The sequence below is a fragment of the Pseudomonas sp. Tof1 genome (genome assembly GCF_055390395.1).
Map to the genome: position 1 here is coordinate 3981849 of NZ_AP024344.1, position 21382 is coordinate 4003230.

Genomic DNA, 21382 nt, shown 5'->3' on the forward strand with positions numbered 1-21382 from the left:
ATGTCATGAAAACATCGGTAAAAATAATGCTCTATGGCGTTTTCGGCACATTCGCCGTCGCCACGGCCGGCGTGATGTATGTAATGCACAACATCACGCTGTCCAATGTGTTCGAGACCGGCGTCCTGGAAGTACCGAAGGGTATTTCCGATAAAGGCAGTATCGCCTGGGATGCCAACGCCGTTCCACACATCAAGGCCGCCAACGAGCGCGATGCGTATTTCCTGCTGGGGTACAGCCATGCCCGCGATCGGCTGTGGCAGATGCAGTTCAGCAGGAATTACGCGAGCGGCACCCTGTCGGAGACCTTTGGCAGCTCGACAGTGGAGATGGATAAATTTGCCCGGACGCTGGGCTTCAGGAAAAACGCCGAGCTGATCTTTCAGCAACTGAAGCCGCAGACCCAGGACATTCTGCGCAGCTACAGCGACGGGGTGAATTTCTTCATCGACAAGTTTGGCGATCGCCTGCCGGTGGAGTTTTCCCTGACCCGCTCCCCGGCGCCCCGGCACTGGGAGCCTTCGGACTCCGTCGCACTGCACCTGCTGTTTTCGTGGACCCTGAGCTCCAACCTCGGCATGCAGTTGCAACGCCTGTCGCTGTCGAAAAACCTCAGCGTCGCGCAGATCAACGAGGTGTTCGCCCCTTACCCGGACAGTGCGCCGGTCAAGACCCGCGACTATGCCGCGCTGTACAACAACCTGGACGCGTCCGGCACGGGCCTGGCCCTGCTGGACAAGCTGCCGCCCTCGAACGTCGAGGGTGTCGGCTCGAACAACTGGGTGATTGCCGGCGACCATACCGTATCGGGCAAGCCGATCCTGGCCAACGATCCGCACCTGCGCCTGACCAACCCGGCGCTGTTTTACCTGGCAGCCCTGGAGACACCCGATTCGGCGCTGGTGGGAGCCACCTATGCCGGGGCGCCCCTGTTCGTGATCGGACACAACAGGAAGATCGCCTGGGGCTACACCAACACCGGCTCGTCCGTCCAGGATGCGTACCTGGAGAAGCTGAATCCGTCGGACAGCAATCTGTACCTGTCCTCGGATTCGACCTACCAGCCATTCCGGGTGGTGCAGGAGCAGATCAATGTCAAGGGGGCGGCACCGATTACCCTGTCGGTGCGCCACACCCGGCACGGCCCGGTCATCAGCGATATCTACCAGCCCGCGCAGCAGGCCATCGGCGACAGGAAATCCGTGGTCATCGCCCTGGCCTGGACCGGGCTGGATCCCAACGACAAGACCTTCGACAGCATCCTGGGCATCAACCACGCGCAGAACTGGCCGCAGTTCCTGCAGGCTTCCGCCGATTTCGGCCTGCCGCCGCAGAACATGGTCTATGGGGACACGGCCGGCAACATCGGCTATGTGTCCGCCGGCCGGGTACCGGTCAAGGCGCAGGACGACGACCTCCTCGGCCAGGGCCCCGCGCCGGGCTGGGAAGCCAAGTACGACTGGACCGGCTATGTGCCCGAAGCGGCAAAGCCCAGGCAGTTCAACCCGGCCAGCGGCTACATCGCCACCGCCAACAACCGCATCGTGCCCGACAACTATGCGTTCAACTTCGGCCATGACTGGGTCCTGCCCTATCGCTACGACCGCATCATGGCACTGTTGAAGGAGCGTGCACCGCATACCCTGCAAACCTCCACCGATATCCAGCTCGATCGCTACTCGTCGTCCCTGGCCGACCTGCTGCCGAAAATGCTCGCACCCCTCGACGGGCTGGCGTCGAAACCGGAGCAATTGAACCTGCTCAAGGCCTGGCGGTTCGACTCCGATCCTGAGTCGGCAGCGCCATTGATCGCCGCCTACTGGGTGAAGAACCTCACCCAGGCGTTACTGGAGCCGAAAATCGGCAAGGAACTGCTGGCCGCCGGCTGGAACCAGCGCAACTACGATGCCTTTCTCAACCTGGTGCTGAGCGGGAAGGCCGACCAGGGTTTCTGGTGTGGGGCCGATGACCATTGCCAGCAGGTGCTGCTGGCCTCCCTGAACCTGTCGCTGCAACAGATCCGGGACAAATACGGTGCTGACGTCAGCGGCTGGAAATGGGGGCGCGCGCACGCCGCGGTTGGAGAACATGTGCCCCTGCACAAAAGCCCCATGGCCTGGTTCTTCGACAACCGCAACAACCTGGGGGCGACAATTTCACGGTGAACGTCGGCCGCTACAACTACAGCGATCCGGCCAACCCGTTCAACACCAACATTGCCGCCACCTTCAGGATGGTGGCCGACCTGTCGAACCTCGATAACTCCCGCTACATCCTGTCCTCTTCCAACACCGGCATCAAATTCAACGGTTATGTGGACATGAACAGGCTCTGGGCACGCGGCGACTACATCAGGATCCAGCCGTCGACACAGACGTCCGAAAACCATGCACTCAAATTTCTCCCAGACAACAAACTCTGAATCAAGGTCGCCTATGAACAGACAGACAAGCAGCACGGATTGGGACCTGGATTACTCGGTTGTCGGCCGTAATTTCCCGGAGAGCTTCAAGGTCAAGATCGTCGAGGATCTGCAACGGGGAATGCCCGAATACGATGTCAGGCAATACTTTGGCAACCAGCCCGGTATCTTCGACACTTACGAGCACCTGGCGCTGGCCATCGACTCGGAAAGCGAGCGGGTGGTGGGGATCATCGGGGCGAAAAGCCTGCCATTCGGCTCATCGTCGTTCCTCTATCTGTGGACGGCGATGATCGCCGATGAGTACCGGGGCTCGACGCTGTTCAAGAAGCTCAATCAGTTCTTTCTGAAAAACGTCATCCAATCCATCGGCCTGCCGCGCCTGATCGTGGCCAAGACCTACAACCCGGTGGTCTACAACATGTTCCGGGTCATGTCCGCACGGGTCCCGTCGGCCCGCTTCTACCCCGACCTGCGCCTTGAGGTGCAGGATGCCGAGATGTCGTCACTGGCGCTGGAGATCGTTCGCTCACTGTCCAAGGACCTGGTGCTGGATGTGAACACCGGGGTCATCCCCGGTGGCCAGAGTTCGGTCGCGCCCAACTTCTTCCCGAAGATGGACATGTCCAGCGATGAGGTGACCAACGCGCACTTCATCCGGCACGTCACCTACTCGGACCAGATCCTCTGCGTGGTGGCGCTGCAACCCGACTCGGAGTGGTTCGTCAAAGAAAAGATCATCCGATAGCCATGGGAGCGAACACGCGATCCCTCCTGCTCTCGGCACTGCCGGCGGCCATGTTCTATGGTTCGCTGGCGGCGATCTCCAACGCCGATCACGGCATGGCCGCGATGGGCCTGGCGGCGGCCATTCAAGGGCTGATCAGCTATGGCTCGACGCTGGTCGCGCTGTCGCTGATGTTCAGGCTGGCGCGAATGTGTGCCGGCTGGCCCTTGCGGGTTCGACGCGCGCTGGTGCCACTGGCCGTGGTGAGCCTGTTCAGCAGCCTGTCGGCAGCGGTTCACATGCAGGCGGGCACGCCCAACGTGCTGTTGACGATCGCGCCCTCACTCCTGATCGGCTGGGGCTACTTCACGACGGTCTATTGGTTCGAGGACTCCAGGCGGCCCTTTCGAACGCGCCCTTCGTGAGGGACTGGTGGCCTGTGTCGTTGATCGCCGTACAGGCCACTAGAGCCGGCCCTCGATGCGGTCCAGGCGCTCACGCAGAAACTCGATGAACGCCTGCACCGGCCGCGAAGCCTGGCGATGCTGCGGATACACCGCCGACAGCACCAGCGGCTCGGGACGCAGCTCATTCAGCACCGGCACCAGCCGGCCATCCTCCAGCGCCGCCCCGACGATGAAGATCGGCAGGTAGGTGATGCCCATTCCGGAAATGGCGGCGTCCCGGAGCAGTTCGCCGTTGTTGACCCGCATCCGCCCGGTGACGTTGACCACCACCGGCTTGCCCGGTCCGGTGAAACGCCATTGCACCTGGCGACCGTGGCCATAGGGCAGGCAGTCATGGAAATGCAGATCGTCAGGCTTGAGCGGCGTGCCGTGCTCGGCCAGGTACTCGGGGCTGGCGCAGTACACCCGGTCGATGCTGGCGATACGGCGGGCGATCAGTGACGAATCTTCCAGCGTACCGATCCGCAGCGCCAGGTCGTAGCCCTCGCCGAGCAGGTCCACCGGCCGGTCACTGAGATCGACCTCGACGCTGACTTCGCCATAGCGCTGCAGAAACGGTGGCAGCAGGCAGCCCAGGTGCGCCAGGGCGAACGACAGCGGTGCGCTCAGCCGAATGGTGCCACGGGGCTCGGCGGTCTGGCCGGCGATACCCTGCTCCACCTGCTCGACCTCGCCCAGCAGACGCAAGGCCGACTCGTAGTAGCTCTGCCCCAGGGGCGTGACATCCAGGCGCCGGGTCGAACGGTTGAGCAGCCGCACGCCCAGGCGCTCTTCGAGTTGCATCAGACGCCGGCTGACGAACTGCTTGGACAGGCCCAACTGGTCGGCAGCGGCGGTAAAGCTGCCGGAGTCCATCACCTGACAGAAAATACGCATATCTTCGAACGGGTTCATTGTCACCCCTTGGTTGACAGTAAAACGCTTTATAGCCGCTTTTTCGTGTTCTGGCATCCCATTAATCTGTTCACACGTTGCAGCGACAGCCACTGAGTCGGTCGCCAAACGCCCTTGACGCAGATCAATCAAATCAAAAGGATTTCACCATGAACATCGTACAAAAGACCCTGACCACCACCCTCCTCGCCCTCAGCGTCGGCCAGGCCTTCGCTGCCGGCAGCCCCGGCGTCGAACACAACACCCAGGCGTTCCTCGATGCCCTCGCCGCCGGCGGTGGCGGGCCCCTGGAGCAACTGAGCCCACGTGATGCCCGTGCGGTCCTGACCGGCGCGCAGGCCTCGGTGAAGGTCGACCTCTCGGGTATCGAAGTCAGCGAGCGTTCGATCCAGGTGGGCGGTCAACCCGTCACCCTGAAGATCGTCCGTCCGGCCAAGGTCAAGGGCCCGCTGCCGGCCTTCATGTTCTTCCACGGCGGCGGCTGGGTACTGGGTGACTTCCCGACTCACCAGCGGCTGATCCGCGACCTGGTGGTCGACTCCGGTGCGGTGGCGGTCTACGTCGACTACACCCCGTCGCCGGAAGCGCACTACCCGACCGCGATCAACCAGGCCTACGGCGCGACCGCATGGGTCGCCGAGCACGGCCAGGACATCGGGATCGACAGCAAGCGCCTGGCGGTGGCCGGCAACAGCGTCGGCGGCAACATGGCGGCGGTCGTGGCGCTGATGGCCAAGGAACACAAAACCCCGCAACTGCGCTTCCAGCTGCTGTTGTGGCCGGTAACCGATGCCAGCTTCGAAACGCCGTCGTACCAGCAGTTCGCCGAGGGCCACTTCCTGACCAAGGGCATGATGAAGTGGTTCTGGGACAACTACACCACCGACAGCGCCGAGCGGGCCCAGATTCACGCCTCGCCCCTGCGGGCCAGCACCGAACAGCTTCGCGGCTTGCCGCCGGCGCTGGTGCAGACCGCCGAGTTCGACGTGCTGCGCGACGAGGGCGAAGCCTATGCCCGTCACCTGGACGCGGCGGGTGTGCCGGTGACCAGCGTGCGCTACAACGGCATGATCCATGACTTCGGCCTGCTCAACCCGCTGAACGGCATTCCTGAGGTGAAAGCGGCGATGCGTCAGGCAGCCCTGGAACTCAAGACCCACCTCAAGTAAGGACTCAGACGAAAAACGTGCGGTCAAGGATGACCCTTCCCATGCAGAAAAACCCGCCGCAACGAGCGCACTCGTTGCGGCGGGTTTTGCGTTGAAGCAAAAAGCTTACTTGGCCGTCAGCGCCGCGTAGCTGTTCATCAGGTTGCGGTAGTTGGGGATCCGCTGCGACAGCAGGTTGCCCAGGCCTTCGATGTCGTTGCGCCAGTCACGGTGCAGCTCACAGGCCACCGCGAACCAGTTCATCATCTGCGCGCCGGCCTGGGTCATGCGGTTCCAGGCAGCCTGCTGTACGGTGTCGTTGAAGGTACCGGAAGCATCGGTCACCACAAACACGTCGAAGCCTTCAGCCAAGGCCGACAGGGTCGGGAACGCCACGCAAACGTCGGTCACCACGCCAGCGATGATCAGTTGCTTGCGGCCGGTGGCCTTGATCGCCTTGACGAAGTCTTCGTTGTCCCAGGCGTTGATCTGGCCTGGACGGGCAATGTACGGCGCATCCGGGAACATTTCTTTCAGTTCCGGCACCAGCGGGCCGTTGGGACCCTGTTCAAAGCTGGTGGTCAGGATGGTGGGCAGGTTGAAGAACTTGGCGCAGTCGGCCAGGGCCAGCACGTTGTTCTTGAACTCGTTCGGCGAGAAGTCCTGCACCAGCGAGATCAGGCCGGTCTGGTGGTCGACCAGCAGAACCACCGCGTCATTCTTGTCCAGGCGTTTGTAGGGAACGTTGCTCATTTCGAGGCTCCATCTATTAGACAGCGAGGTGAAGGGGCGCCGGTCGGATCGACCGGCGCCGTAGGGTGGGAAATCAGAAGGCGAAGCAGGAACAGCCGAAGGCGCCCCAGAAGCCCTGGAAGTCGCTGACCGGCACGTTCGACTGACGGGCCCGCTCATGACTGTGGGCGTGCACGGCGCAAGGGCCGCTGCACAGGTGGACCTGCGCCTGCATCGGCGCATTCGGACGCCAGTGCCCCGGCACCTTGGCCACCGGCGACCAGTCCGGCAGCACCGGCAGGCTGCCCGGGCCGAGCTTCTCGAAGTCGTCGGCGGCGTATACCACCTTGCCGCCGACCACGGTCAGCACCGACTCGATCCACTTGATGGCTTCTTCCTCGACGCTGAAGAAGTCGGCGCTCAAGGCCGCCAGGTCGGCCAGTTGCCCGACCTTGATCTGGCCTTTCTTGCCCTGTTCGGAGGAGAACCAGGCGCTGCCGTGGGTGAACAGTTCCAGGGCGGTGGCCCGGGACAGGCCTTCCTCATAGAGCGACAGGCCGCCCACGGTGCGACCGCTGACCAGCCAGTACAGCGAGGTCCACGGGTTGTAGCTGGAGACACGGGTGGCATCGGTACCGGCACCGACCGGCACGCCTTCGGCCAGCATGCGCTTGATCGGTGGCGTGGCTTCGGCGGCCTTGGCACCGTAGCGATCGACGAAGTACTCACCCTGGAACGCCATGCGGTCCTGGATCGCGATACCGCCGCCCAGCGCCCGCACCCGCTCGATGTTCTGCGGGGTGATGGTTTCGGCATGGTCGAAGAACCAGGGCAGGCCGTTGAACGGAATGTCGCGGTTGACCTTCTCGAACACGTCGAGCATGCGGCTGATGGATTCGTTGTAGGTGGCGTGCAGGCGGAACGGCCAGCGATGCTCGACCAGGTGGCGAACCACCGGTTCCAGGTCGGCCTCCATGCTGGCCGGCAGGTCCGGACGCGGCTCGAGGAAGTCCTCGAAGTCGGCGGCGGAGAACACCAGCATCTCGCCGGCCCCGTTGTGCCGCAGGAAGTCGTCGCCCTGGTGCAGCTTGACGCTGCCGGTCCAGTTCTTGAAGTCGGCCAGTTCTTCCTTGGGTTTCTGGGTGAACAGGTTGTAGGCGATGCGCACGGTCAGTTGCCCGTCCTTGGCCAACTGCTCGATCACCTGGTAGTCATCGGGGTAGTTCTGGAAGCCACCGCCGGCGTCGATGGCGCTGGTCAGGCCCAGGCGGTTGAGCTCACGCATGAACTGGCGGGTCGAGTTGACCTGGTATTCCAGCGGCAGCTTGGGCCCCTTGGCCAGGGTCGAGTAGAGAATCATCGCGTTCGGCCGGGCCACCAGCATGCCGGTCGGCTCGCCGTTGCTGTCACGCACGATCTCGCCACCCGGCGGGTTCGGCGTGTCACGGGTATAGCCGGCCACGCGCAGGGCGGCGCGGTTGAGCAAGGCACGGTCGTACAGGTGCAGTACGAACACCGGAGTGTCAGGCGCGGCCTGGTTGAGCTCATCCAGGGTCGGCATGCGTTTTTCGGCGAACTGGAATTCGTTCCAGCCGCCGACCACGCGCACCCACTGTGGCGTCGGCGTGCGGTCGGCCTGGTCCTTGAGCATGCGCAGGGCATCGGCCAGCGAGGGCACGCCTTCCCAGCGCAGTTCGAGGTTGTAGTTCAGGCCGCCACGGATCAGGTGCAGGTGCGAGTCGTTCAGACCCGGAATCACGCAACGCCCCTTGAGGTCGATGAGCTGGGTGCCCGCACCCCGAAAGGCCATGGCCTCGGCATCGGTGCCGACCGCCACGAAGCGGCCTTCACGGATGGCCACGGCGCTGGCCCGGGGTTTTTCACGGTCAACGGTATGGAATTGACCATTGAACAGAATCAGATCGGCGTTCATCGCGTCTCCTTCGTCAGGGTAGAAATGGAAAAGGCTCGCCAGCGGCTCAGGCAATGCGCCAGATCCCGGCGAAACGATCGTTGAGCGCCAGTCGTCCGGGACCGGCGATGAAAAGGCTGGTGAAGAGGATCAGCAGCAGCCAGGCGAACTGGCCTTCGGCGAGGGTCCACTCCGGGTGCACGAACACCAGTGCCACCAGCAATACACAGAGAATAGGCAAGCAGGCCAGGCGTACCAGTACGCCGGCGATGATCAGCAGCGGGCAGAACACTTCGGCGAAGATCGCCAGCAGCAGGGTCAGGTTCGCGCCCAAGTGGAAAGGGTCTTCGATGTTCTGCAGCTCGGCGCTGTAGTGCAGCAGTTTCGGCAGGCCATGGACCCAGAGCAGAAACACCGCGGCGCTGACGCGCATGAATAGCAAGCCGAGGGCCTGCGCCCGTTCATTCCAGCACGAAGCGTTCATGATCCACCCATCACCAAGAGAAACCACCGGCGTCGGGACGCCGGACTGTTTACCGATAGTGCGGGGGCGGGCTGCGGAAAAATTGAATGTACGTGCTCTCTTTCCAGAGAAGCGGTGTTCAGGCTGTCATGGCGGCCGTCGAGAGCCCGGGCAAGGCTCGATGGCCTCTTCGCGGATGAATCCGACTGCCACGCAGCGCATGCCTTGAGAGCGGCGCTGGCCTTGTGGGGGACTCATCGGCGAAGGCCCTCTAGGGCGCGGGGATGTTCAGTGGCGCGGACATGAACTGCGCAATCCGCGAACGCAGCCAGCGTTCGGCCGGGTCGTTGTCATGTACGCCGCTCCAGGCCATCGACAGTTGCGCCGCATCGATCTCGAACGGTGGGTCCTCGGCGCGCAGGGCGCAACCTTCGACCAGGGCGCAGGCGGCATAGTCGGGCACGGTGGCGATCATCTCGGTCCCCGCCAGCAACGCCCGCAACCCGCTGAACTGCGGTACGCCCAGTACCACCCGGCGGGTGCGGCCGATCTTCGCCAGGTCAAGGTCGATGTTGCCGCTCAGGTCGCCGGAGAACGACACCATCGCATGGGGCCGCTCGCAGTACTCGTCCAGGGTCAGCGGGCCCGGGCGGTCGTCGCCACGCAGCACCTTGCAGGGAATGTCGCGCAGCATCTTGCGCTTGGCGTTGGCCGGCAGGTCGGTGGTGTAGCTCACGCCGACGGAGATCTCCCCGGAGGCCAGCAGCGACGGCATCAGCAGGTAGTTGGCCCGGCGCACCACGACGATGATCCCCGGCGCCTCCTCGCGCAACTGGCTCAGCAACGGCGGGAACAGGCCGAACTCGGCATCATCGGACAGGCCGATGCGAAACACGTCGCGACTGGTCGCCGGATCGAAATCCTTGGCCCGGCTGACCGCGCCGGAGATGGTGTCCATGGCCGGCTGCAGTTCCTTGAGAATCGCCAGGGCCCGTGCCGTCGGCTCCATGCCGCGGCCGTTGCGCAACAGCAGCGGGTCGTCGAACAGGTCGCGCAGGCGGCCCAGGGCCGCGCTCACGGCCGGCTGGCCCATGAAGAGCTTTTCCGCGACCCGGGTCAGGTTCTTTTCAAACATCAGGGCTTCGAAAATCACCAGCAGGTTCATGTCGACGCGGCGCAGGTCGTTTCGGTTCATCGGCACAGTCTCCTCATCGGTCAGCCGGGGGCGATCCTCCAGTATCCATCGGCGCCCACCTTCTATACTTGAAAGCATGTGCTCAGTTGCCAGCCTTGCGCCACACCCTGGCCGGACACGGAATTAACAACGTTTAACTCGCCCCTTAACGGCCCTCGTCCAACAATGGTGACCTCAACCCCTACCTGTATTTCCCGTGGGACGGTGCTGACTCGACGTGCTGTGCGCCAGCGCCCCTCACCTCGACACGGACTTTGGCCATGGTTCAAACACAGCACATCGCCGCTGCGCCCTGTGCCAGCGAAACCCGCAATTCCACCACCGGCGGCCTGTCGCCCTGGCGGGAAAACCTGGTCAAGCAACTGATCCTCGAGCGCCTGAGCGAAACCCTGGAGATCAGCGAGCTGGCCCGCGCCTGCTCGTTGTCGCGCAGCCATTTCTCCCGGGCCTTCAAGTGCAGCACCGGACTCTCGCCCCAGGACTGGATTCGCCAGCAGCGGATCGAGCGGGCCAAGCACCTGATCCGCGAGACCGACCTGAGCCTGACGCAGATCAGCCTGGACTGCGGGTTCTGCGACCAGGCGTACTTCTGCCACATCTTCACGCGAAGTGAGGGGATCAACCCGTTCGCCTGGCGCTGCCAACAGTTGGCCGACAGGCCTGCCCGACGGGGTGAGCGCCACCTGTGCTATGTCGAGAAGCCTTGCGCCCGGTAATCCCGAGCTCCACCGCCCTGCCCCTCGCCGCCACACCCTGCCGGTCATCCGTCGTGAAACGGATGGCAGTTGCCCCGGCGGCCAGGGGCAACCTGCCACTACATTGCACAACCGCCAAAACCTGAGGAATATGCACGGATATTGCGTGATGGACAGGGCCTTGCGTGCGCCCCGGATCATCCGCCGCCTCCGTCGACGAACCACGGAGGACGATCAGAAGAAAAAGCGAGCAGGAGTGACCCGTTGACCCTTTCACTCGAGCAGGCCGTGCGTTTCGGCCCCTATCGAACCTATCCCGGACAACGCCTGATTCTGGAGGGCGACCGCCCTCTGCGACTGGGGCGGCGGGCCATGGACATCCTGTTGATCCTGCTCGAGCACGCCGGGCAGTTGGTCAGCAAGCAGGAGCTGATGGCCCGGGTCTGGCCCGACAGCGTGGTCGAGGACATCAACCTGCGGGTGCACATCGCCGCGCTGCGCAAGGCATTGGGCGACGGCCAGGCCGGGCAGCGCTACATCGTCACCGTGGCCCAGCGCGGCTACAGCTTCGTCGCCCCCTGCCAGCGGGGCCTGCTCGAACAACAGCCGCAAGGCGCCGCGCCGGCCAGCCACAACCTGCCGATACGCCGGACCCGCATGATCGGTCGCCAGGCGCTGCTCGCCGCCATGCTCCGGCACTTCTCGTACCAGCGCTTCATCACCCTGGTCGGCCCCGGCGGCATCGGCAAGACCACCGTGGCGCTGAGCGTCGCCGAGCAACTGATCGGCCGCTATCGGGACGGCATTCGCCTGCTCGACCTGGCCCCGCTCGACAATCCGGCGCTGGCCGCCACGCATCTGGCGACGCTGCTGGAAATTCCCGTGCAGGAGACGGACCCCACCGCCAGCATCGTCGCCTGCCTGCGCGAACGGCAGATGCTGCTGGTGATCGACAACTGCGAACACCTGCTCGACGCCGTCGCGCCGCTGTGCGAAAGCCTGCTGCGGGGCGCCCCGCAGGTGCATATCCTGGCCACCAGCCGCGAGAGCCTGCGAGCCGAAGGCGAGTTCGTGCAGCGTCTGGACTCGCTCGACTGCCCGCCGCCGGCAGCCGCCCAGGACCACGCCCGGGCCCTGGATTTCCCCGCCCTGCAGTTGTTCGTCGAGCGGGCCATGGCCAGCCAGGACAGCTTCGAACTGACCCGGGAGCAACTGCCCCAGGCCATCGAGATCTGCCGCCGCCTGGACGGCATTCCACTGGCCATCGAACTGGCCGCCGCCCAGGTCGACGACCTCGGCCTGGACGGCCTGCTCACGCAGTTGCAGGACAGCTTTCGCCTGCTGGCCCAAGGCGGCCAGACGCCATTGGGCCGCCACCAGACCCTGCGCGCCACCCTGGACTGGAGTTACCAACTGCTGACCGCCAACGAGCAGACCTGCCTGCGTCGGCTGGGGGTGTTCCGCGGCAGCTTCACCCTGGATTCGGCCACCGCGGTGATCAGGGGCGCGAACGTCGAAGCCGGTGAGGTGTTCGCCTCGATCACGCAACTGGTGGCCAAGTCGCTGCTGAACGTCGAGGTGGGTGACGAAGAGGTGTTCTACCGGCTGCTCGACACCACCCGCCACTACGCCCTGGAAAAACTCGACCTGGCCTGCGAGTTGCCGGGAACCCGCAGGCGCCACGCCGAACGCTGCCTGGCCCTGATGGAACAGGCCCAGGTCGAGTGGGAACACACCGCTACCGAACGCTGGCTGGAGCGCTACGCCCGCGGCCTGGAAGACTTGCGCGCGGCGCTGGACTGGGGGCTGGGGCCCCAGGGCCCGCAAAGCCTGGCAATCCGCCTGGCGGCCGCCTCGGCGCCCCTGTGGCAGGAGCTGTCATTGCCCAAGGAACACGGCGACCATGTGCGCAAGGCGCTCAAGCTGCTCGAAAGGACGGCCGATCCCTGCCCACGCCTGACCATCGCGCTCAAGCTGGCCCTGGGCAACGCCTGCTACCACAGCCAGGGCGGCAGCAGCGAAACCATCGACACCTTCAGCAGCGCCCAGGCCCTGGCCGAATACCATGGCGAACTCGGCGGCCAGCTCAAGGCGGTGTCCGGGCACATGACCGCCAACCTCAGCAACGGCAACTACCGGCTGGCCCTGGAACTGAGCCGGCAGTTCGACCAGTTGGCGCTGGGCGATACCCCGCTGTCGCTCGGCACCCAGCGCCTGCGGGTGCTGGCGCTGCACTATTCCGGCGACCAGCACCTGGCCCGGGAGCTCGCCGAACAGGTACTGCAGCGCCTGGCCCACAGCGATCACGTCAACCGTTTCACCCGCGACTTTGGCGTGCAGTACGACCAGGGCGTCGCCGCCCTGACCGTCCTGGCACGCATCCTCTGGCTGCAGGGCCTGCCTCAGCAGGCCTGGCGCACCGCCCGGCAGGCACTGGACCTCGCCCTGCAGGTCAATCATGGCACCTCGATCTGCTACACCCTGGCGCTGGCCGGCTGCCCGATCGCCTACTGCAACGGCGACACCGAAACCGCCCGGGAACTGCTGCAGACGCTGCTGGGCCAGGCGCAGAAGCACTCGGTCGCGCTGTTCCAGAACTGGGGCCGGCATTACGCCCAGGTGATCGACAAGCAAACACCGGTCACCCTGATCCCGGCCAGCAGCGGCCTGGTGAAGGAGATCCTGGTGACCCTCGACCGCCGCCTGGTCGACGACGCGTTGCTCGAACGCGCCGAAAGCGGTGCGGCCGGCTGGAGCTGCGCGGAGATCCTGCGCGCCCAGGCCGAAAAGCTGCTGGCACAGCATCACCTGGAAGCCGCCGAAGCCATGCTGCTCAAGGCCATCGACATAGCCCGGGCGCAAGGTGCCCTGGCCTGGGAACTGCGCAGTGCCACCTCGCTGGCACGGCTATGGCAGCAGCAGGGTCGCTATTGCCCGGCCCACGAACTGCTGGCGGCGGTCCATCGGCGGTTCAGCGAAGGCGGCGAGACACCCGACCTGCTCGTGGCTGTGCAACTGCTCGATCAGTTGGAGCCACGCCGGTCAGCCTGAGACCCGCTGCGCCCACCCCAGATACTCGACATGGCGCTGCTCCACCAGGCGCTGGTGCCCGCTACGCTGCAACTGCTCCAGCGCATAGGTGCGGGTGGTGTTGAGCAGGCGGTAACGCGGCGCACCGCTGCCCTGCTCCACTCCCAGCAGCGATTTGTCGGTCAGGCTGGCCAGCAATGGCGGCAGTTGCGCCGGTTCCAGCGGTTCAAAGCCAACGACCGCGATGGCCGCCTCCACGGTGAAGCCCATCTTGAAGACCGCCAGGCGCTGCAACAGGATGCGTTCCGGCGGTGCCAGGCGCTCGTAGCTCCAGTCCAGCGCCGCCTTGAGCGTCCGGTGGCGCGGCTCGGCGGTTCGGCGGCCCTGGGTCAGCAGTTGGAAACAGTTGTCGAGCTGGGCCTGCAGGCCCACCAGCGCCAATGCGCCGATCTGCGTTGCCGCCAGCTCGATCGCCAGCGGCAGACCGTCGAGCCGGCGACAGATATCGCGGACCGCGAGCAGATCCCGCTCGCGCAGGCAAAAGCCCTGCTGGCAAGCCCGGGCCCGACTGACGAACAATTGCACCGCCGAGTAGCCCATGGCTTGCTCGACGCTGTGCAGTGCCGACGCCGGTGGCACCGCCAGGGGGGGCAGGCGCTGTACGTATTCATCGCAGGCCGCCAGCGGCTCGCGGCTGGTGACCAGCAGCGACAGCCGCGGTGCCGCCGCCAGCAACCGCCCGGTCAGGGCCCGGCAGTCGTCACGCAACTGATCGCAGTTGTCCAGCACCACCAGGGTATGCCGTTCGGCCAGGCCGTTCAGGTCGTTGTCCAGTTCCAGGCTGCGCGCCAGTTGCCCGACCACCTGCGCCGGATCCTCGAGCGTGGCCAGGTCGATCATCCACACACCATCGCGGTAGTGCTGCAACAGCAGTTCGGCGACCCGCAGCGCGGTGGTGCTCTTGCCGACACCGGCCGGTCCGGTCAGGGTCATGAAGCGCCGCACCGGCAACTGACGCACCAGGCTGCCGACCAGCGAATCGCGTCCGGTCACCGGCGTCAGCCGGGCCGGCAGATTGTGCTGGGGCCTGAGTGCGGTTTCCAGCAGGACCGGCAACGCCGCCTGTTCGCGCTGCACCGAGGCAATGAAGCTGTAGCCGCGCTGCGGAACGTTGATGATGTAGCGCTGACCACCCTCGCCGTCACCCAGGGCCCGGCGCAAGGCGGCAATGTGCACACGCAGGTTGATTTCCTCGACCACCGAGGTCGGCCAGACACGGGCGATCAGTTCGTCCTTGCTGACCACACTGCCCGCCTGTTCGAGCAGCACCTGCAGAATATCCAGCGCACGGCCACCCATGCGCAGCGGTCGCTCGCCTTCCAGGACCAGTCGCTGGCGCAGGTGAAAGGCATAGGGGCCAAAGCGCAGCAGCGCATCGCCCGCCCATTGTCTGAGGCTGTTCATCTATACTCGCGGGCCCGAGCCGGCCCCGACATCGACGTGGCCAGAGCCGACGCGCGAAGTGTTCCAGCGGACCCACACCTCCCTTGCGAAATATCCGCATCCATCTTGGCAGGCATGGGTGACGGAACAACCGTCCCTGGGGGAGCGTTACGGACTTCCCGGTGCGCGAGGCGGACAAACGTGCCTCAGCTGAACTGCTCGCGGTACTGGATGGGGGTCAGCCCGAGTTTTTCACCGAACAGGAAACGCATGTGTCGCACGCTGCCGAAACCGCTCTTGTAGGCCACGGTCTTGAGCGGCAGGTCGGTGCTTTCCAGCAGGCTCCGGGCGTAATCGATGCGGGCGTTCTGGACGAACGCCATGGGCGTCATGTTCGTCTCGCGCAGGAACATGCGCGAGAAATGGCGTGGGCTCATGTTCACCAGGGCAGCCATGCTCTGGATGCTGAACGCTTCGTCGAGGTGTTCGAGCACATGGTTCTGCACCCGGGTCACCGGCGTCTGCTGCGGTGCGACCGCCGCGGTCAGCGGGCTGAACTGCGCCTGCCCGCCATGACGCTTCATCACCACCAGCAGGACCTTCGCCACGTCCTGGGCGACCTTCTTGCCGTGGTCCTCGGCCACCACCGCCAACGCCAGGTCGATACCGGCGGTGACACCACCGGAGGTCAGCAGCCTGCGATCGCGCAGGTAGATCCGATCGGTCTCGACCATGGCCGCGGGAAAGGCCTTGACCAGGCGCTCGGTGTAGTTCCAGTGGGTGGTGACACGGTGGCCGTCGAGCAGACCGGCATGCCCCAGCACAAAGGCCCCGGTGCAGACCGAACCATAGCTGGTGGCCTTTTCGGCCGCCTGCCGCAGCCAGTCGACCAATTGCGGATGGGTCCGGTTGTAGCCACCGGGACCGCCCGGGACCAGCAGCAGGTCGTAGGCCGAAGGCGGCTGGTCGAGGCCCTGGTCGGCCTGGACGCGCACGCCGTTGGAGGCGCGCAACGCTCCCGGTTCGCTGCCAATGGTCAGGAGCTGATAGTGGTCAGCGGGCTTGAGGTAGCGGTTGGCCATGGAGAACACCTCCATGGGCCCGGCCATGTCGAGCAGCAGAAAGTCAGGAAACAGCACCATAGCCACGGTTTTCATTGCTTGGACATCACTTCACTTTCAACGGGGAGCGCCCACACGATCACCCGGGGATGGCTACCCGGCGCGACTGTGGTGCATGGCAAGGATACAGGAGGGGCGACCCAGACTGTCAACTGGAGAGAGACGGTCTTTCAATTTCCATCTACTTATTGAACTGATGAGTAAACATTAAGCTGCTCCTCACTCGGACGAATCCACGTCCCCCAAGGAGAATTCATCATGCTCACGCTTCGTACAGCTTCCGACCGCGGCATTGCCAACCATGGCTGGTTGAAGTCGTTCCACACCTTTTCCTTTGCCAACTATCGCAACCTCAACGAGCAGGGTTTTTCCGACCTGCTGGTGATCAACGATGACCGCGTCGCGGCCGGCAAGGGCTTCGGCCAGCATCCGCACCGGGACATGGAGATTTTCTCCTATGTGCTCGAAGGGGCCCTGGAACACAAGGACACCCTGGGCACCGGTTCGGTGATCCGCCCCGGCGACGTGCAACTGATGAGCGCCGGTACCGGCGTGGCCCACAGTGAGTTCAACCACTCCCACGACGAGCTGGTGCACTTCCTGCAGATCTGGATCGTGCCCGACGTCAGTGGCGCCACCCCGCGTTATCAGCAGCAGCATTTCAGCGAAGAACAGAAGCGTGGCCGTCTGGCCCTGATCATCTCCCCGATGGCGACCAGGGCTCGTTGAAGGTCCGCCAGGACGCGCGGGTCTATGCCGGCCTGATCGATGGCAAGGAAAGCACCAGCCTGGAACTGGCCGAGAACCGTTACGCCTATGTCCACGTCGCCCGCGGCAGCGTCGAGCTCAACGGCCTGGTGCTGCAGACCGGTGACGGCGTGCGGGTTCGTCAGGAACGCCTGCTGACCCTGGCCAATGGCGTGGATGCCGAAGTGCTGGTGTTCGACCTGCGCCCCGAAGAACTGCCGCAAATGCCATGAGGCCAATCGACAGCCCGGGGGCCTGTTGCCCTCGGGCCGTACCCATGGGCCGGCTACCCGCAGGCCCGCGCTTGTGGCATCAGACCGCTGGTTGTGTTCGGCATCGCCCGTGGCATGCTGAGCTGCAACCTGCAAGCCGCCACGGTCAGTGTGCTCGCTCGTCAGCTGGATACCCCCTCCAACCTGTGCCCGGTGCCGGGAGCGGTGATCGTCTGCGCGGGCATGGGACTGTCCGGGCGCTCGCTGCCCATGCCAGACCAAGGCAACGCGCCCCTGACCGGCCGGCTGCGGCGCATACCGCTCGACCCGTCATGACGACCAGGCAGGACGGGGCCGAACGCCTGCCAGGCGCCTGCCGGTGGGTACCGTCAACCCGGTATCCACCTAATTTTTCAATCGCCCCCATTAGTTTTTCAAATTGCCCCTGTCGACAAGCGGTGGCCTAATTGGAGCTTTGTCATGGAAGGCTCCCACATGGAAAACGTTAGAGCTTCAAGCGCTCATGCCGTCTGGCTGATGGTCAGCGTGGTACTGGTCGCGCTCAATCTGCGGCCCTCGATGGCCGCTGTCGGCCCGCTGCTCTCGGCGATTCGCGGTGATATCCCACTCAGCTTCAGTGCTGCCGCCCTGCTGACCATGTTGCCAGTCATGGCCATGGGCCTGGCGATGTTTCTCGGCATGCGCCTGGCCCTGCGCTTCGGCGAACACCGCACCATCGTCGTGTCGCTGCTGGTGATCGGCCTGGCCACCGCTTCGCGGCTGTACCTGAACAGCACCACCGAGCTGATCCTCAGTGCGGTGCTGGCCGGCCTCGGGATCGCCCTGATCCAGGCGGTGATGCCGGCGCTGATCAAGTCACGCTTCAGCAACAACGTCTCGCTGTTCATGGGGGTGTACGTCACCTCGATCATGGGCGGCGCGGCGGTGGCGGCTTCGTTCTCGCCCTTCGTCCTGGCCCAGACCGGCAGTTGGCGCATCAGCCTGGCGATCTGGGCGTTGCTGGCGCTGGTGGCGCTGGTCATCTGGTACGCCCAGCGCTCGGCGGTACCGGCCTTGCCACAGGCGCCCGGCAAAACCCGGCAGGAGTCGTTCGCCGGTAACTCGCGGGCCTGGCTGCTGGCGATTTTCTTCGGCCTCGGCACGGCGTCCTATACCTGCGTGCTGGCCTGGCTGGCCCCCTACTACGTGGAGAAAGGCTGGAGCGAACAGAGCGCCGGCCTGCTGCTGGGCCTGCTGACCGCCATGGAAGTGGTGTCCGGCCTGGTCACCCCGGCGCTGGCCAACCGCAGCCAGGACCGGCGCCTGGTGCTGGCCGTATTGCTGGGGCTGATCATCGCCGGTTTCTGTGGCCTGATCCTCAGCCCGCAACACTTCACCCTGCTCTGGCCCTGCCTCCTGGGCCTGGGTATCGGCGGCCTGTTCCCGATGAGCCTGATCGTCTCCCTCGATCACCTGGAAGACCCCCGCCGCGCCGGTGGCCTGACCGCCTTCGTGCAGGGCATCGGCTACCTGATCGCCGGCCTGTCGCCGCTGATCGCCGGGGTGATCCGCGACCAGTTGGGCAGCTTCGAATGGGCCTGGTGGTCGCTGGCCGCGGTGATGGCCGTGATGATCCTGATGGTGCTGCGGTTCAACCCCAAGCATTACGCCCAGCATATCCGCTAGTCATCGACGGTCCTTTCAAGCCAGGTCGCCCGGCATGGCTTGAAAGGACCGCCTCTTCTGCTGCGACACCCCCCTGCCCCGTCTGTCCCTGTTCAAACCGGGCACGGGGCATTCGCCCACCCGGGCCACTCACCCTCATTCCTGGAGAAACTCATGAAACAAGTCGGTTTCGCTGCCGCACATTGGGGCATGCTGATCTGGGCGCTGCTGATCGCTGCGTCATTCTTCGCTGCCGCCGAAGTCGGCCAATCGATTGACCCGATCCTGCTGACCGGGTTGCGCCTGCTGTTTTCCGCGCTGCTGTTCCTGCCGCTGCTGCTTCTGAACAACAAGTCTGCGCTGACCGCCAGGGGCCTGCTGGCCCACGCCGTGCTGGGCCTGCTGCTGGCGGCGTATTTCGGTTCGCTGTTCGAGGCGTTGCGCTATACCACGGCGGTCAACACCGCGACGCTGTACACCCTGGTGCCGCTGATGACCCTGGGCTTCGAGGCCTTTCTGTTGCCCAGCGCCAGCCTCAGGGCGCGCCTGCTGCCGATGACGCTCGCCGCGGTGGGCGCCGTGCTGCTGATTCTCAAGGGGGCCGCTCCGGGCGAGTTGCCCGCCCCTACCCGGTGATCGTCTTCATCATCGGCTGCCTGGCGATGGCGCTCTACTCGCCCCTGAGCCAGCGCTTCAAGAACAAGGTGCTCAAAGGACGCGACCCGGTGGCGATGACCTTCTGGAACATGCTCTTCGGCTCGCTGTTTCTGTTGGTGTTCTGCGTATTCAGCGGTGGCTGGCGCAGCGGTGCGCTGCTGACGGGGCGGGATCTGTTCTGGCTGGTGTACCTGGCGCTGTTTGGCACCCTGGCGACCTTCTGGCTGCTGCATCGGGCCATCGGGGTGATCGCCCCGTCGACCGTGATTTCCTATGTCTACCTCAATACCCTGTTCGTGACCCTGTTCCACTGGTTCTGGCTGGGCCAGCAACCGACGCTGGTGGAAGCCGTCGGTGCCGTGCTGGTGGGTGTCGGCATGGGCGCACTGGTGCTGGGCAGCCGTAGCACCAAGCCGGTCCTGGCCTGAGAAACCTCAGCGCAGGACGGTGCCCCGGGGCGCCACCGGGGCCCAGCGTTCCAGTTGACGCTCAAGGAACGCCGCCACCGCCAGCAGACGCGCTTCCTGCCAGTGCGGCCCCACCAGCTGGATGCCGATCGGCAGGCCGGTGTCGGGATCATGGCCGGCGCGAATGACCACCGCCGGCGAACCCGACAGGCTGAACGGGAACACGAAAGCGTAGCGATCGCGGTCTTCCAGCGACTCGCCATGGGCGAAGGCGACGTCCGGGTACACCGGACAGATGAACAGGTCGTGCTCGGCGAAAAACTTCGCCAACTGGTAGCGGAAGGTATCGATGGCGATCCAGTCACGCTTGAGCTCATCCACGCTCAACTCGACCTGCTCACTGCGCCGAACCAGTTCCGCCGTGGCCGGGGTATAGGCCTGCTTGCCCATGGCCTGGAACAGTTTCTGCCAGCCACGGCCGGCGTCCGCGCCGGTGATGAACACCCGCCAGAGGATATCGCAGGCTTCGTCGAGCATCGAAGGGAGCGCCGGACTCACGTCGGCGACCACACCTTGCAGGCAGGCCTCGACGCGCTGCAGCACCTCTTTCACCGCGGCGCTGGCCCGGGTCCGGCTGGACTCCCAGGACAGTGCCACCCGCAGCTCGCCCAGGGGTTTGCTCTGGGCGAACGGCACATCGACCGTATCCGGATCCTGGCCGTCGGCCCCGCTGATCAACGGCCCGAGCAGCGCCAGGTCGTCGACATAGCGGCCCATCACGCCAAACGCCGAGGTCAGGTGGAACAGCCCGGAGCGGTCGTTGGGGAACTGGCCGGTCAGGGGCACCCGCCCCTGGGTCAGCTTGAGCCCGCAGATACCGTTGAAATGCGCCGGAATCCGCACGCTGCCACAGGCGTCCGAGGCCAGCCCGGCCGGTGAGCAACCGGCGGCGATGGCCGCCGCCTCACCGCCGCTGCTGCCACCGGCGGAACGCTGGGCATCGTAGGGATTGAGCGTGCGCCCGTACAACAGGTTCTCGGTTTCGAAGGCCATGCACAGCTCGGGCACGTTGGTGATGCCGAGAATGATCGCACCGGCTTCGCGCAGCCGCGCGACCACCGTGGCGTCCTGCCGGCTGGGCTCGCCGAGCAGTTCCTCCAGGCCGCGCGACATGCGGAAGCCGCGCACGTGGCAGACATCCTTGATCGTCAGCGGTACCCCGTGCAGAGGGCCGAGAAACCTGCCGCGGCTGGCCAGTTCATCGGCTTCCCGGGCCTGGCGCAGCAACTCGTCGAGGGACTCGAGCTGAATCACGGCATTGATCGCCTGGTTGCGCTCGGCGATGCGTTGCAGATAGAACTCCAGCAGCTCGACGCTGGTCAGCGCGCCGCGGCGCAGCAGACCGGCCATTTCCCGCAGGGTCAGGGTATCCGGATTGAACATGC

17 protein-coding genes and 2 pseudogenes are annotated in these 21382 nt (G+C 65.0%); 11 read left to right on the plus strand and 8 right to left on the minus strand.

Features of this window, described 5'->3' with window-relative positions; all coding sequences use genetic code 11:
• The first annotated feature begins 5 nt into the window (after positions 1-5).
• The 4 genes from ACZ5KU_RS17980 to ACZ5KU_RS17995 are packed head-to-tail and all read left to right on the plus strand — an operon-like array spanning position 6 to position 3574.
• Complete coding sequence (locus tag ACZ5KU_RS17980; RefSeq protein WP_464735933.1) at positions 6-2165, plus strand: penicillin acylase family protein; 2160 nt, start codon at positions 6-8, stop codon at positions 2163-2165.
• Positions 2057-2422, plus strand: coding sequence for a penicillin acylase family protein (locus ACZ5KU_RS17985; RefSeq protein WP_464735934.1), 366 nt, complete (start codon positions 2057-2059; stop codon positions 2420-2422). The genes ACZ5KU_RS17980 and ACZ5KU_RS17985 overlap by 109 nt, the downstream gene beginning before the upstream one ends.
• A 13-nt stretch (positions 2423-2435) precedes the next feature.
• A complete protein-coding gene (locus tag ACZ5KU_RS17990; RefSeq protein ID WP_054059288.1) occupies positions 2436-3170 on the plus strand; it encodes a hypothetical protein in 735 nt (244 codons plus the stop codon).
• Between the two features lie 2 nt (positions 3171-3172).
• Complete coding sequence (locus ACZ5KU_RS17995; RefSeq protein WP_054059287.1) at positions 3173-3574, plus strand: hypothetical protein; 402 nt, start codon at positions 3173-3175, stop codon at positions 3572-3574.
• A gap of 39 nt (positions 3575-3613) precedes the next feature.
• On the opposite strand, the gene ACZ5KU_RS18000 is transcribed toward ACZ5KU_RS17995, so the two are convergent.
• Positions 3614-4510, minus strand: a complete 897-nt coding sequence (locus ACZ5KU_RS18000; protein ID WP_054059286.1) for a LysR family transcriptional regulator — start codon at positions 4508-4510, stop codon at positions 3614-3616.
• A gap of 149 nt (positions 4511-4659) precedes the next feature.
• Here ACZ5KU_RS18000 and ACZ5KU_RS18005 point away from each other — a divergent pair, with 149 nt between their 5' ends.
• Complete coding sequence (locus tag ACZ5KU_RS18005) at positions 4660-5679, plus strand: alpha/beta hydrolase (protein ID WP_054059285.1); 1020 nt, start codon at positions 4660-4662, stop codon at positions 5677-5679.
• Between the two features lie 105 nt (positions 5680-5784).
• Here ACZ5KU_RS18005 and ycaC read toward each other — a convergent pair whose 3' ends face one another.
• The 4 genes from ycaC to ACZ5KU_RS18025 all read right to left on the minus strand — a co-directional run bounded on the left by ycaC (position 5785) and on the right by ACZ5KU_RS18025 (position 9960).
• Positions 5785-6411 (minus strand): isochorismate family cysteine hydrolase YcaC, encoded by a 627-nt coding sequence (ycaC, locus tag ACZ5KU_RS18010; RefSeq protein ID WP_054059284.1) that lies wholly within the window; start codon positions 6409-6411, stop codon positions 5785-5787.
• Positions 6412-6484: 73 nt separating this feature from the next.
• Entirely contained in the window at positions 6485-8323 is a 1839-nt protein-coding gene (locus tag ACZ5KU_RS18015) for an amidohydrolase (protein WP_054059283.1), read from the minus strand.
• A gap of 46 nt (positions 8324-8369) precedes the next feature.
• Complete coding sequence (locus tag ACZ5KU_RS18020; RefSeq protein WP_054059282.1) at positions 8370-8786, minus strand: DoxX family protein; 417 nt, start codon at positions 8784-8786, stop codon at positions 8370-8372.
• A 250-nt stretch (positions 8787-9036) separates the two neighbouring features.
• Positions 9037-9960, minus strand: coding sequence for a LysR substrate-binding domain-containing protein (locus tag ACZ5KU_RS18025; protein WP_054059281.1), 924 nt, complete (start codon positions 9958-9960; stop codon positions 9037-9039).
• A 260-nt stretch (positions 9961-10220) separates the two neighbouring features.
• On the opposite strand from ACZ5KU_RS18025, the gene ACZ5KU_RS18030 reads away from it, so the two are divergent.
• Positions 10221-10676: a helix-turn-helix domain-containing protein gene (locus tag ACZ5KU_RS18030; protein ID WP_054059280.1), complete on the plus strand. Its 456-nt coding sequence runs from the start codon at positions 10221-10223 to the stop codon at positions 10674-10676.
• 243 nt (positions 10677-10919) lie between these two features.
• A complete protein-coding gene (locus ACZ5KU_RS18035; protein WP_054064536.1) occupies positions 10920-13706 on the plus strand; it encodes an ATP-binding protein in 2787 nt (928 codons plus the stop codon).
• On the opposite strand, the gene ACZ5KU_RS18040 is transcribed toward ACZ5KU_RS18035, so the two are convergent.
• Positions 13698-15149: an ATP-binding protein gene (locus ACZ5KU_RS18040; protein ID WP_464735935.1), complete on the minus strand. Its 1452-nt coding sequence runs from the start codon at positions 15147-15149 to the stop codon at positions 13698-13700. The two genes, ACZ5KU_RS18035 and ACZ5KU_RS18040, sit on opposite strands and share 9 nt — an antisense overlap.
• Positions 15150-15334: 185 nt before the next feature.
• On the minus strand, positions 15335-16285 hold the full coding sequence (locus ACZ5KU_RS18045) for a GlxA family transcriptional regulator (RefSeq protein WP_054059277.1): 951 nt from the start codon (positions 16283-16285) through the stop codon (positions 15335-15337).
• A gap of 222 nt (positions 16286-16507) precedes the next feature.
• On the opposite strand from ACZ5KU_RS18045, the pseudogene ACZ5KU_RS18050 reads away from it, so the two are divergent.
• From ACZ5KU_RS18050 to ACZ5KU_RS18065, 4 genes and pseudogenes are all read left to right on the plus strand, one after another.
• A pseudogene (locus ACZ5KU_RS18050) lies at positions 16508-17229 on the plus strand (pirin family protein).
• Positions 17230-17322: 93 nt separating this feature from the next.
• Positions 17323-17544, plus strand: a complete 222-nt coding sequence (locus tag ACZ5KU_RS18055; RefSeq protein ID WP_054059275.1) for a hypothetical protein — start codon at positions 17323-17325, stop codon at positions 17542-17544.
• Positions 17545-17703: 159 nt separating this feature from the next.
• Entirely contained in the window at positions 17704-18894 is a 1191-nt protein-coding gene (locus tag ACZ5KU_RS18060; RefSeq protein ID WP_054059274.1) for a cyanate transporter, read from the plus strand.
• 153 nt (positions 18895-19047) lie between these two features.
• A pseudogene (locus tag ACZ5KU_RS18065) lies at positions 19048-19958 on the plus strand (DMT family transporter).
• A 6-nt stretch (positions 19959-19964) separates the two neighbouring features.
• Here ACZ5KU_RS18065 and ACZ5KU_RS18070 read toward each other — a convergent pair.
• Entirely contained in the window at positions 19965-21380 is a 1416-nt protein-coding gene (locus tag ACZ5KU_RS18070; RefSeq protein WP_464735936.1) for an amidase, read from the minus strand.
• Positions 21381-21382: the final 2 nt, after the last annotated feature.